Source organism: Pseudomonas abyssi, from assembly GCF_002307495.1.
Lineage (GTDB): Bacteria > Pseudomonadota > Gammaproteobacteria > Pseudomonadales > Pseudomonadaceae > Halopseudomonas > Halopseudomonas abyssi.
Genome location: NZ_NTMR01000010.1, coordinates 163,995 through 176,620, shown reverse-complemented (window position 1 = coordinate 176,620; position 12,626 = coordinate 163,995). Strand labels below are relative to the sequence as shown.

Below are 12,626 nucleotides of genomic sequence, written 5' to 3'. Positions count from 1 at the left end.
TTACAGGCAACCCTTGGTTGAAGGGGTGATGCCGGCCATGCGCGGGTCTTCTTCTATCGCCATGCGCAGCGCGCGGCCGAAGGCCTTGAACACGGTTTCGATCTGGTGGTGCGTATTCACACCACGCAGGTTGTCGATGTGCAGGGTGACCTGGGCGTGGTTGACGAAGCCCTGGAAGAATTCCATGAACAGATCCACGTCAAAGCCGCCGACGCTGGCGCGGGTAAAGGGCACGTGCATCTGCAGGCCGGGGCGGCCGGAGAAGTCGATCACCACGCGCGACAGCGCCTCGTCCAGCGGCACATAGGCGTGGCCGTAGCGGCGGATGCCTTTCTTGTCGCCGATGGCCTTGGCAAACGCCTGGCCGAGGGTGATGCCGACGTCTTCGACGGTGTGGTGGTCGTCGATGTGCAGGTCGCCGCGGGCCTTGATGGTCATGTCGATCAGGCCGTGACGGGCAATCTGGTCGAGCATGTGCTCAAGGAAGGGAACCCCGATGTCGAAATCGGCCTGGCCAGTGCCATCGAGATTGATGGCGACCTGGATCTGGGTTTCCAGCGTGTCGCGCGCGACGCTGGCCTTACGCTCAGCCATGGGTGTCTCCGCTGATGGATGCATTCAAAGGCGTGCATTATACGTGCCTGCCCATGCCGAGGGCTACCGGTGGCGGATTTGGCCTGCCAATCGGTGCAATAGGGCGGCACAATGGACCGTCTTGCAGTGAGGAGTGCAGTGGTGGACGTCGATCTGGTGGTCATCGGAGCCGGTGTGGTCGGGCTGGCAATTGCCCAGCGTATGGCGCGTGGCGGTCGCAGCGTGCTGGTGCTGGAGCAGGAGGAGGCGCCCGGCCTGCATTGTTCCAGCCGCAACAGCGAGGTCATTCATGCCGGCATCTACTATGCGCCGGGCTCGCTGAAGGCGCAGCTCTGTCGGCAGGGGCGCGACCAGCTGTACGCCTGGTGTAATGAGTACGCTGTGCCCTATCGTCGATTGGGCAAGCTGCTGGTGGCCGTCACTGATGATGAAATACCGGCGCTGCGGCGCCTGCAGGATAATGCCGCGGCCAACGGGGTGGCGCTCAGCTGGTTAAGTGCTGCCGAGGTGGCCGCGCACGAGCCGCAGGTGCGCGCGGTGGCTGGGCTGTTGTCACCGGCCACCGGGATTGTCGACAGCCACGCACTGCTGCAGTCGTTTCAGGCCGCGCTGCAGGCCGCGAGCGGTGAGCTGCTTTGCCATACGCAGGTCGAGCGACTGAGCGCTGTCCCCGGCGGGCTGAGGCTGGAGGGGCATAGTGGCGGTGATGCCTTCACGCTGCGTGCGCGGCAGGTCATCAATGCCGCCGGGCTGTTCGCGCAGCAGGTGCAGGCGGCAGCAGGCGCGCAGCAGGTTCCGCCGCTGCACCTGTGTCAGGGGCGCTACTTCAGCTACAGCGGGCGCTCGCCCTTCTCGCATCTGGTGTATCCCATGCCTGAGGTCAACGCAGCCGGGCTGGGCGTGCATGCGACCTTGGATATGGGCGGCCAGCTGCGCTTCGGGCCGGATGTGCGCTACCTCGATCAGCTGGATTATCAGGTCGACGACGGGCTGCGTGACGCCTTCGCCGCTGCCGTCCGCCGCTATTGGCCGCAGGTCGACGCGCAGCGTCTGCAGCCGGCCTATGCGGGTGTGCGTCCCAAGCTGTCTGGTCCGGGGGAACCGCCCCGGGATTTCGTCATCCAAGACCAGAGCGTACACGGGGTGCCCGGCTTGATTGCCCTGCTGGGCATCGAGTCGCCGGGCCTGACTGCCAGCCTGGCGCTGGCCGAGCTGGTCGCAGCGCGACTGGATGCGGTGTAGGCTCATTTGCAGGCGACCTCTGCGTCGCGCTGTGCCATGATCTTTGCCCCGGGCCGGACGGCCGCCGGCCGGGCTGACCAAGGAGTGATTATGAAATCCGTCGCCAAGGTGCTGGGCTTGGTAGTAGGTGCGGTAGCCCTGCTGTTGATTGCCGCGCTGTTCTTCCTGACCCGCCTGTTTGATCCCAACGACTACAAGGACGATATCCGCGCCGCTGCCCGCGAGCAGGGCAACGTTGAGCTGACGCTGGATGGCGACATCGGTTGGTCACTGTTTCCCTGGTTGGGCATGGAGCTGAAAGACGTGGGTGTCGCGCCGGTCGACAACCCGGCGCAGCCGCTGGCCAAGGTCGGCACCCTGGGCCTTGGCGTCAAGGTGCTGCCGCTGCTGCGTCAGCAGGTACGCATGAGCGATGTGATTCTGGACGATGTCCAGCTGCAACTGGTGCGCAATGATCAGGGCGTGGGTAACTGGGAGACCGTGGGCCCGCAGGACAGCGCCGGCGCAGCAGAAGGCGATGCCGGTAGCGGCGCCGAGCAACCGGAGGACACCGCCGGCTCGGCCTTCGATATCACCATCGAGAGCGTGCAGGTCACCAACGCCAGCGTGCATTACGAGGACCGCCAGAGCGGTCAGATCCTGTCGCTGGACGAAGCCAACCTGACCACCGGCGCGCTGATCCCGGGCGAGCCCTTTGATGTTTCATTCCTGGGCCTGCTGACGTTGGACCAGCCGGCCATGCGGGTGCGTATGGACCTGAACACCGTGGCGACCCTGCAGCCCGACGAACAGCGCTACCTGCTCAGCGGCGTCGACCTGAAGGTCGATGCCAGCGGCGAGCCCTTCTCTGGTCGTGCAGTCAATCTGCAACTCCAGGGCGATGGCCTGGTCGACTTGGCCGAACAGGTCGCCGAGCTGACCCAGCTGCGTCTGTCGCTGGCTGATATGCGTGCCACCGGTCAACTCAAGCTCAGCCAGCTGGACACAGAGCCGCAACTGGCGGGCCGCCTCGACGTGGCCGCCTTTGATGCCCGCGACCTGCTGCGTGATATTGGTCAGACATTGCCGGACATGGCCGATCCGGGAGCGCTGTCCAGCGTTGCGTTGTCGGCCAACCTCGAGGGCGGTGCGAGCAGCCTGATGCTGAATGATCTGCAGTTGGCCCTGGACGGCTTTGCCCTGCAGGGCTCGCTCGGGCTGGCGGATTTCGAGCGCCAGGCGCTGCGCTTTGATCTGGCAGGCGACACCCTGAACCTCGATAACTACCTGCCGCTCAGCGCAGAGGGTGAGGGCAGCAGTGGCAGCGCCGGTTCCGGCGGCAGCCGTTCGCAGTCCGCGCCCGAGCCCTGGAGTGACGATGCCATTTTGCCGCTGGAAGCCCTTGCGCGGCTGGATGTCGACGGCAAGCTGGCGCTGCAGCAGGTCACGTTGACCGGGCAGGACATCAAGCCCTTCAATCTGGCAGTCAAGGCGCGTGATGGCGTAGTCCGTCTGACGCAACTGGACGGGGGTATCTTCGGTGGCACCTTCGCTGCCAGTGGCAGCATCGACACCCGCAAGACGCCGGTCAGCAGCGCCCTCAAGGCTCAGTTGCAGAAGATTGACTCAGCCGCGGCGCAGCAGGCTTACGACATACCGCAGCAGGTGCGCGGTCTGCTGGACATGAATCTGGATGTCACCGCTGGCGGCAATAGCCTGCGCCGCTGGATGGGCAGCCTGAACGGTGGCGCCTCCTTTAAAGTGGAAGATGGCGCGTTGCTTGGGGTCAACCTGGAACAGCAGGTCTGCCGGGCTATCGCGCTAGCCAATCGCAAATCGTTGAGTAGCGAGCACGGCAGCGACAATACGCCGTTCGAGCAGCTCGACGGCAGCTTTACCATTCGCAATGGCGTGGTCAGCAATTCGAATCTGGTGGTTGACCTGCCGGGGCTGGCTGGCAAGGGGCGGGGCGAAATCAATCTGCCTGAGCAGCGCCTGGATTACCGTGTCGGCCTGCTGCTCAAGGGTGACCGCAGCGAGATGCCGGATGAGGCCTGCCAGATCAATGAGCGTTACGCCGATATCGAATGGCCGATTCGCTGCCAGGGTTATCTGCACAATGCCGGCAGCAGCTGTGGTGTCGATACCGAAGAGGTCGGCAAGATTGCTGCCAGGCTGGTGGGTAATGAAGTACAGCGCAAACTGGAAGAGCGCATTGACGATTCGCTTGGCGACAAGGCACCGGAGCTGCGTGACGCCATCAAGGGGCTGTTTTCACGGTGACACCCGAGGTTTTCGCCCAGCGCGTGCTGGATTGGTATGACGAGCATGGGCGACACGATCTGCCCTGGCAGCAGGACATGACACCCTACCGCGTCTGGGTGTCGGAGATCATGCTGCAGCAGACGCAGGTGGCGACGGTCATCCCCTACTATCTGCGCTTTATGGAGCAATTGCCGAGCGTTGAGGCGCTGGCAGCGGCCGGTGAGGATCAGGTGCTGCACCTGTGGACCGGGCTTGGCTACTACAGCCGGGCGCGCAATCTGCACAAGGCCGCCCAGCAGGTGGTCAGTCAGCACGGCGGCGTGTTTCCGCGCAGTGTCGAAGGGCTCTGCGAGTTGCCGGGGATCGGTCGCTCGACGGCCGGTGCCGTTGCCTCGTTGAGCATGGGGATTCGTGCGCCGATTCTCGATGGCAACGTCAAGCGGGTACTGGCGCGCTTTGCTGCGGTCGAAGGCTGGCCGGGCGAGAAGCCGGTGCACGACCGGCTGTGGCAGTTGGCCGAACGACTCACCCCGCAGCACCGGGTGGCCCATTACACGCAGGCGATGATGGATCTGGGCGCGACCCTGTGCACGCGCAGCAAGCCCTCCTGCCTGCTGTGCCCCCTGGGTGACCACTGTGCGGCCAGGGTGCTCGGCGAGCCAACCCGTTTCCCTTTTTCCAAACCACGCAAGACGCTGCCGGTGCGCAGCTGCGTCATGCCCTTGCTGATCAACGGCGATGGCAGCGTATGGTTGCAGCGCCGCCCCTCCAGCGGGCTCTGGGGCGGGCTCTGGTGTCCGCCCCAGTTGGATGACGACACTCAGTTGGCGGCGTTGCTGGAGCAGTTGCAACTGACTGTCCACCAACGTCAGGACATGACGCCACTGCGGCACACCTTCAGCCACTTCCACCTGGATATTCAGCCGCTGTTGCTGACCGTCTCCGGCCCTGCTGGCGTGGCTGAAAGCGGACAGGTCTGGTATAACCTGCGGCAACCTGAACCACTGGGTCTGGCGGCGCCGGTCAAGAAGCTGCTGGGCCGGATCGAGCCGCTGCTGCAGGCGGCCCTGGAGGAGTAAGCCAATGACGCGCATGGTGATGTGTCGCAAGTACAAGCAGGAACTGCCAGGTCTGGATCGCCCGCCGTATCCGGGTCCCAAAGGGCAGGAAGTTTTCAACGAAGTCTCGCGCAAGGCTTGGGATGAGTGGCAGAAGCACCAGACCATGCTGATCAACGAGCGTCGGCTGAACATGATGGATCCCGAGGATCGGCGTTTCATTCAGCAGGAAATGGACAAGTTTCTCGCCGGTGAGGAATACGCTCAGGCCGACGGCTACGTCCCGCCCAGCGAGTGATGTGTCGGTAAGCGGCTGAAAAAGTGGAAAATATTATGCCGATGGCTTGACAGGTCGAGGCGCAATCTATTTAATGGCGCCCACGTTGCCCGGGTAGCTCAGTTGGTAGAGCAGGGGATTGAAAATCCCCGTGTCGGCGGTTCGATTCCGTCCCCGGGCACCATCTTTTAAAAAGCTCGCTTATGGCGAGCTTTTTTTTGCCTGCGATTTGCCTCCTGGCACCTTTCTGAGGGCGCATGTGCCGCCTGAGGTTTGTCTGACAATCCTGGCTAGCCTTTTTTTACCATTCGGTAGTAAAGGACTCGTCATGTGCCCGCAGCGTATTTCCCCTGGCAAGGCCTGCTTAGGTGCCGCTGCCGCCTTGGTCGCCGCAGACGCGATGGCTGCCCAGCACGCGGCAGCGGACAGCTGGCAGTGGACCGTCAGCCCCTATGTCTGGGCGGCAGCCCTGGACGGCGATACCCGCCTGGCCGGCTACAGCAGCCCGGTTGATGTTCCCTTTTCGGAGACCTGGGAGCATCTGGATCTGGCCGCCATGGGGACCGTTGAGCTGAGCAACGGCCTCTGGGGCGGCTATCTGGATCTGCAATATATCGATACCACCCAGGATCAGCAGGTCTCGGGCGGCAAAGCAGAGCTGACGGTCAGCATGCGCACCGCGTCGCTGGGCGCTTTTTATCGGGTTGTCACCCAGCCCTTGGGCGGCGATACGCTGCACGGCCAGCCGCGCCTGTTTACCGTGGCGCCAACTGCCGGTGTGCGCTGGCGGTCCCTGCGCGCTGACGCCAAGGCCCCCGGGGTCAACCAAGACCGCTCGGCGACCTGGTGGGACCCCTTTGTTGGCGCGCGCCTGAGTTACGGCCTTGACCCGCGCTGGAACCTGTCAACCGAAGCGGATATTGGTGGCTTCGGTGTGGGTTCGGACTTTGCTTTCAACGGCCAGGTTCAGGTTGGCTACCGCAGCCAGCTCTGGAGCCATCCCGTACTCTGGCGTGCCGGTTATCGGGTACTTGCCGAGGATTTCTCAACGGATGACTTTACCGGCAACCGGTTTGTCTGGGATGTACGTGAGTACGGCCCGGTATTCGGCATGTCAATGGTGTTCTAGGGCAGATGGAGGTAGCGATGCGCAAGGTTTTACAGGCGTTTTTAGGGGGCGTGCTGGTCGCGTCAGGGTTGGGCGTGCAGCAGGCCGATGCCTGCACGCGACTGGTGTATCTGGGGGCGGGAGAACAGGTTGTTACCGCGCGCTCGATGGATTGGCGTAACGACATTGATACCCACCTGTGGGTTTTTCCGCGCGGCATGCAACGCAATGGCGAGGCGGGGCCCAACTCGATCGAGTGGACGTCCCAATACGGCAGCGTGATCGCCAGCGGCTATGACATCTCGACCACCGACGGCATGAATGAGGCGGGCCTGGTCGCCAATGTGCTGTGGTTGGTGGAGTCCGACTATCCCGCGTATTCGGCGGACCGCCCCGGACTGGCCATTTCAGCCTGGGCGCAGTATGTGCTGGATAATTTTGCCTCGGTTGATGAAGCGGTAACCGCCCTGCGTGAAGAGCCCTTCTTGCTGGTTACCGACAAGGTGCCGGGTGAAGACCGGATGGCGACCCTGCATCTGTCGCTGTCCGATGCCAGTGGCGACAGTGCCATTGTCGAGTACATTGACGGCGAACAGGTGATTCATCACTCGCGCGAGTATCAGGTAATGACCAATTCGCCGATATTTGATCAGCAGCTGGCGCTGGATACCTATTGGCGTCAGATCGGTGGCACGGTGATGTTGCCGGGCACCAATCGCGCGGCGGACCGCTTTGCCAGAGCCTCCTTCTATGTCAACGCGATACCCAAGAGCGAGGATGCCAACCGCGCCGTCGCCAGTGTGTTCAGCGTCATCCGCAATGTCTCGGTGCCCTACGGCATCACCACCCCGAGCGAGCCGAATATCTCTTCCACGCGTTGGCGTACCGTCGCTGATCACCAGCGTCTGCTGTACTTTTTTGAGTCGGCGCTGACCCCCAACACCTTCTGGGTTGATCTCAAGCGAGTTGACTTTTCTTCTGAGACAGGTAGTGTGCGCCGCCTTGATCTTGGCAAGGACCAGGACCACACCTATTCGGGCGACGCGACGGCAGACTTTGTCGAAGCTGCACCGTTTCGGTTCATGGGGTTGTGACCGTCGCTGCTGACGGTTTGCCCTGATGGCTCTGTTTCGGGCGTTCCGGGTGCGGGATCAATGAAGATGGCAAGCCTTTTGCCTAGAAAAGGCTCAATGTGACCGAAGATAGGCGCTTGGTCATGGTTAGCAGCTGTGCTAGGTTTGCCATCAGCATGACAACCGGATGACTACAAACGGACTTGTCTAACGGTGGCGCATCACAAGTGCGGCACCTCATACCTGATGGCCAACACAGCCTGGTGGATACTGATACGTGACTTCACCCGCTCTTGAAGTGCGCAACCTGCACAAACGTTATGGCGACCTTGAGGTACTCAAGGGTGTCGATTTGATCGCCCGCGACGGCGATGTTATTTCCATTCTGGGATCGTCGGGGTCCGGCAAAAGCACGCTGCTGCGTTGCATCAACCTGCTGGAGAACCCCCATGACGGCCAGATTCTGGTGGCCGGCGAAGAGCTCAAGCTCAAGCGCGCCCGGCAGGGCGAACTGGTCGCCGCCGACAATCGGCAGATCAACCGGCTGCGCGCTCGCGTCGGCTTCGTGTTCCAGAGTTTCAACCTCTGGCCGCACATGAGCATCCTCGACAACATCATCGAAGCGCCGCGCCGCGTGCTGGGCCAGTCCAAGGCCGAAGCGGTCGAGGCGGCCGAAGCCTTTCTGGCCAAGGTCGGTATCGCCGACAAGCGCCATGCCTTTCCTGCCCAGTTGTCCGGCGGTCAGCAACAGCGCGCCGCCATCGCGCGCACGCTGGCGATGCAGCCGCGAGTAATACTGTTTGATGAGCCAACCTCGGCACTGGACCCGGAAATGGTGCAGGAGGTGCTCAGCGTGATTCGTACACTGGCTGACGAGGGCCGTACTATGCTGTTGGTTACCCACGAATTGGGGTTTGCCCGGCAGGTGTCCAGTCAGGTGGTGTTTCTGCATCAGGGGCAGGTCGAAGAAATCGGCACCCCGGATCAGGTGTTCGATAACCCAGGTTCCGAACGCTGCCGACAGTTCATGTCTAGCCACAAGTAAGGAGTCGTACCATGAATCAGTACAAGAAGATGTTGCTGGCGGCTGCCACCGCGTTGTTCGTGAGTGCACCTGCCGTTGCCGAGACCCTGCGCATTGGTACCGAGGGCGCTTATCCTCCCTTCAACCAGATCGATGCCAGCGGTGAAGTGGTTGGCTTTGACCTGGATATCGCCAAGGCCCTGTGTGCCGAGATGCAGGTGGAGTGCACCGTCGTGACCTCCGACTGGGACGGTATTATCCCGGCCCTGAACAACAACAAGTTCGACTTCCTGGTCGCCTCCATGTCGATCACCGACGAGCGCAAGCAGGCCGTTGACTTCACCGAGCCCTACTACACCAACAAGCTGCAGTTTGTGGCGCCCAAAGACGCTGACTTCCAGACTGACGAAGCCAGCCTCGACGGCAAGACCATCGGTGCCCAGCGCGCGACCATCGCCGGTCAGTGGCTGGAAGACAACCTGGGCGATGTCGTTGACATTCGTCTGTACGACACCCAGGAGAACGCCTACCTGGACATGAGCGCGGGCCGCATTGACGGCGTGCTGGCTGACAACTTTGTCCAGTACGAGTGGCTGCAGAGCGATGCTGGCGCAGACTTCGAGTTCAAGGGCGAGCCGGTGTTCGACAACGACCAGATCGGTATTGCCGTGCGCAAGGGCGACCCGCTGCGCGAGCGTCTGAATGCGGCGCTGCAGACCATTGTCGAGAACGGTACCTACGAGACCATCAACGCCAAGTACTTCCCCTTCAGCATCTACTGATGACCAGTCGGGCCCTGCGGGGCCCGACCTGGATGTAAACTCATGCCTGATCTTCACGGTTTTGGTCCAGCCCTGCTTGAAGGGACCTGGATGACCATTCGTTTGTCCCTGGCCTCGCTGGCCCTGGGGCTGCTGTTCGGCCTGCTTGGCGCCTCTGCCAAGGTGTCGGACAAGCGCGTGCCGCGCCTGCTGGGCGGCTTTTATACCTCGGTGGTGCGTGGTGTACCCGAAACGGTCTGGGTACTGATGATGTACTTCGGCACCGTGTCGGCCATGAATGCCATCGGTGCCTGGTTCGGTAATCCGCAGCTGTCGCTCAGCCCCTTTGTGGCTGGTACTTTCGCGTTGGCACTGTGCTTTGGTGCTTATGCCACGGAGGTGTTTCGGGGTGCGTTGCTGGCCATCCCCAAGGGGCAGAAAGAAGCGGGGCAGGCGCTGGGCATGTCCAACCTGCGCATCTTCTGGCGCATTACCTTGCCGCAGTTGTGGCGCGTCGCATTGCCGGGGCTGGGTAACCTGTATCTGATCATGCTCAAGGATACTGCGCTGGTGTCGCTGATCACCCTGGAAGAGATCATGCGCAAGGCGCAAACCGCCGCCAACGCCACCAAGGAACCCTTCACTTTTTATCTGCTGGCCGCGTTGATCTACCTGTTCCTCACGGTCTTTATCATGGGCGCGTTGCACTGGTTCGAGCGTCGCGCCAACCGTGGTTTTGTGAGGACTGAGCTATGACCTGGGCTGAACGCTGGGCGACTATCGAGCGCTTTCTGCCGCAGCTGTGGGACGGCACCCTGGTCACCCTGCAACTGGTCGGGCTGGCGGTACTGATTGGCCTGTTTTTCGCTATCCCATTGGGGCTGGCGCGGGCATCGCGGCATTGGTATGTGCGCGCGTTGCCTTACAGCTATATCTTTTTCTTCCGTGGTACGCCGCTGCTGCTGCAGCTGTTCCTCGTGTACTACGGCATTTCCCAGTTCGAGGTGGTGCGCAAGAGCTTCCTCTGGCCCTATCTGCGCGAGCCCTACAGGTGTGCACTGATCACCATGACCATGCATACCTCGGCCTACATCGCCGAGATTCTGCGCGGCGCCATCCAGGCGGTACCGCCGGGCGAGGTGGAAGCGGCTCGGGCGTTGGGTATGTCGCGGCGCCAGGCGCTGCAATACATCATCCTGCCGCGTGCCATCCGCATCGGCCTGCCGGCCTACGGCAACGAGGTGATCCTCATGCTCAAGGCCAGTGCCGTGGTGTACACCATCACCATGATGGACATCATGGGGGTGATTCGCACCATCAACTCGCGTACTTACCAGTACGAGCTGTTCTTCTTTGTCGCCGGTGTCATGTATCTGATCATCACCCTGGTGTTCACCCAGCTGTTCCGGCTGGTCGAGCGCTGGCTCAAGGTCGACGCCAGCCGGCAGCAACGCTGACCGCCACGCGTGGAGCTGCTCACCCGGTTCAATCAGCTGACTGATTGGCTGCAGCGCCATCAGGCGCTGTGGCGTGAGCGTCCGTTTACCCACCTGCAGCTGTCCTGGGAGCAGGACTGGCCCGTGCTGGCCAGCTGGTTGCGTCAGCGCAGTCTGGCCGACGCCGAGGCGGCGCAGCTGCAGCCGGCCTTGCTGGCCGATGCCCCTGAGCCCTTTGGCGCGCTGGCCGCCCAGGCGCGCGAGCTGTGCCGTGTGCCGCGCTGGCACGGCGAGCTGGCGGAGCCGATACCCGAGCCGCTGCAGCGGCATATTCCGGGGCGCAAGTGGCAGCAGATTACCCGTTTCAGTGCCGTCACTTCTGCGCGTATGCCGGCACCGCCGCAGCGTTGGGTCGACTGGTGCGCGGGCAAGGGCCATCTTGGCCGGCTGCTGGCCTGGCACAGCCAATGTCCGGTGTGTTGCCTGGAGTGGGACGCCGCCCTGTGTGATGCCGGGCAGCAGCTCAGCCAGCAACTGCAACTGCCGGTGCAGCATCTGACGGCGGATGTCATGCAGCTGCCTGTAGCGCAGCTGCAACCGCAGGACGCTGCGGTGGCCCTGCACGCCTGCGGTGATCTGCACCGGCAACTGATCGAACAGGTAGTGGCTGCCGGTTGTGCACAGCTGGCGCTGTCGCCTTGTTGTTACAACCGAATCAGCGCGCCGCAGCACCAACCTTTATCAAATGCCGGCAGACAAGCGGGACTGCAGCTCAGCCGCGACGAGCTGGGTCTACCGCTACAGCAGACAGTGACTGCGGGTGCCCGTGAGCGGCGTCAGCGCGACCGCTCCATGGCCTGGCGGCTGGCCTGCGACCTCTGGCAGCGCGAAACCCGCGGGATCGATGCCTACCTGCCCACTCCCTCGAAACCGCCAGGCCCCGCGCCGGATACCCTGCAGCAGTTATGCCAAGCCGTTGCCCAGCATCACCAGTTGGCGCTACCGGCGCCACCCTGCTGGGACGCACTGGAGCAGCGCGGCTGGCAGCGGCTGGCCGAAGTACGCAACCTGGAACTGGTGGCCGGGCTGTTCCGTCGCCCCCTGGAGCTTTGGCTGGTGATCGAGCGCGCCCTTTATCTACAGGAAGCCGGCTACAGCGTCAGCCTGGGCGAGTTCTGCGACACGGAACTGACTCCGCGCAACCTGCTGTTGCTGGCGACAGCAAGCCCTGATCAAGTCTGAACGCCGGGTGGAACGAGCGCTCAAGGCTCTACAGGGCGTGTGCAATGGGTCCATGCAGTCTATACACAACAACTGACAGTTACTCACCAGCCTGTCTACCGCTTGCGCACAGGGTTATCCACAGCTTGTGCTGGCCTGTGGTTATCCACGCCTTCTGTGCATAACTGTGTTGATGACATTGGAGTAACCCTGCCAAAGCCAGAATTGGCGCGGGCTGGCGCGCACAGGCTAAATGTTGATCAGTTGTGCTCTGTGTGTAAAAACAACGGCTTGCAAGCACTTTGTGAAGCGTCGGTAGAAAAGTCATGCACAAGTGAGATTTGTCTGGCAGGGGATAAAATCCACAGCGAAAAAGCGCGCATAGCGGCCGCCGATCTCTTTACACAGGAATCTGGCGATATATAATGCACCCCGCGCCGGTATAGCTCAGCTGGTAGAGCAACTGACTTGTAATCAGTAGGTCCCGAGTTCGACTCTTGGTGCCGGCACCACAACATAGAAGGCCTGCGAGAAATCGCAGGCCTTTTTTGTGCCTGCATGATAGCTCGGGTTATCACATCGTTTAGA

General features: G+C 62.2%; 12 protein-coding genes and 2 tRNA genes. 13 read left to right on the top strand and 1 reads right to left on the bottom strand.

The window, feature by feature from the left end; genetic code table 11:
* Positions 1-594: an imidazoleglycerol-phosphate dehydratase HisB gene (hisB, locus tag CNQ84_RS08575; RefSeq protein WP_088276175.1), complete on the bottom strand. Its 594-nt coding sequence runs from the start codon at positions 592-594 to the stop codon at positions 1-3.
* A gap of 138 nt (positions 595-732) precedes the next feature.
* Between hisB and CNQ84_RS08570 the strand changes: the two genes are divergently transcribed.
* From CNQ84_RS08570 to CNQ84_RS08510, 13 genes are all read left to right on the top strand, one after another.
* Positions 733-1,836 carry an NAD(P)/FAD-dependent oxidoreductase gene (locus CNQ84_RS08570; RefSeq protein WP_096004473.1) on the top strand — a complete coding sequence of 368 codons (1,104 nt, stop codon included), beginning with the start codon at positions 733-735 and terminating at the stop codon, positions 1,834-1,836.
* A gap of 90 nt (positions 1,837-1,926) precedes the next feature.
* Positions 1,927-4,098 (top strand): AsmA family protein, encoded by a 2,172-nt coding sequence (locus CNQ84_RS08565; RefSeq protein WP_165771253.1) that lies wholly within the window; start codon positions 1,927-1,929, stop codon positions 4,096-4,098.
* Positions 4,095-5,159 (top strand): A/G-specific adenine glycosylase, encoded by a 1,065-nt coding sequence (mutY, locus tag CNQ84_RS08560; RefSeq protein WP_096004471.1) that lies wholly within the window; start codon positions 4,095-4,097, stop codon positions 5,157-5,159. The genes CNQ84_RS08565 and mutY overlap by 4 nt, the downstream gene beginning before the upstream one ends.
* Positions 5,160-5,163: 4 nt before the next feature.
* Entirely contained in the window at positions 5,164-5,436 is a 273-nt protein-coding gene (locus tag CNQ84_RS08555) for an oxidative damage protection protein (RefSeq protein WP_083728207.1), read from the top strand.
* A gap of 87 nt (positions 5,437-5,523) precedes the next feature.
* A tRNA-Phe gene (locus CNQ84_RS08550) sits at positions 5,524-5,599 on the top strand.
* 216 nt (positions 5,600-5,815) lie between these two features.
* Complete coding sequence (locus CNQ84_RS08545) at positions 5,816-6,544, top strand: hypothetical protein (protein WP_133065883.1); 729 nt, start codon at positions 5,816-5,818, stop codon at positions 6,542-6,544.
* Between the two features lie 17 nt (positions 6,545-6,561).
* Positions 6,562-7,617, top strand: a complete 1,056-nt coding sequence (locus tag CNQ84_RS08540) for a linear amide C-N hydrolase (RefSeq protein ID WP_245841296.1) — start codon at positions 6,562-6,564, stop codon at positions 7,615-7,617.
* A gap of 256 nt (positions 7,618-7,873) precedes the next feature.
* Positions 7,874-8,641 (top strand): ABC transporter ATP-binding protein, encoded by a 768-nt coding sequence (locus tag CNQ84_RS08535; RefSeq protein WP_096004468.1) that lies wholly within the window; start codon positions 7,874-7,876, stop codon positions 8,639-8,641.
* A gap of 11 nt (positions 8,642-8,652) precedes the next feature.
* A complete protein-coding gene (locus CNQ84_RS08530; RefSeq protein ID WP_096004467.1) occupies positions 8,653-9,402 on the top strand; it encodes an ABC transporter substrate-binding protein in 750 nt (249 codons plus the stop codon).
* A gap of 42 nt (positions 9,403-9,444) precedes the next feature.
* Positions 9,445-10,137 carry an ABC transporter permease gene (locus CNQ84_RS08525; protein ID WP_096004466.1) on the top strand — a complete coding sequence of 231 codons (693 nt, stop codon included), beginning with the start codon at positions 9,445-9,447 and terminating at the stop codon, positions 10,135-10,137.
* Positions 10,134-10,838, top strand: a complete 705-nt coding sequence (locus tag CNQ84_RS08520; protein ID WP_096004465.1) for an ABC transporter permease — start codon at positions 10,134-10,136, stop codon at positions 10,836-10,838. Before CNQ84_RS08525 ends, CNQ84_RS08520 begins: the two co-directional genes overlap by 4 nt.
* Positions 10,839-10,847: 9 nt before the next feature.
* Positions 10,848-12,059, top strand: a complete 1,212-nt coding sequence (locus CNQ84_RS08515; protein ID WP_096004464.1) for a methyltransferase — start codon at positions 10,848-10,850, stop codon at positions 12,057-12,059.
* Positions 12,060-12,474: 415 nt separating this feature from the next.
* Positions 12,475-12,550 (top strand) — tRNA-Thr (locus tag CNQ84_RS08510).
* Positions 12,551-12,626: the final 76 nt, after the last annotated feature.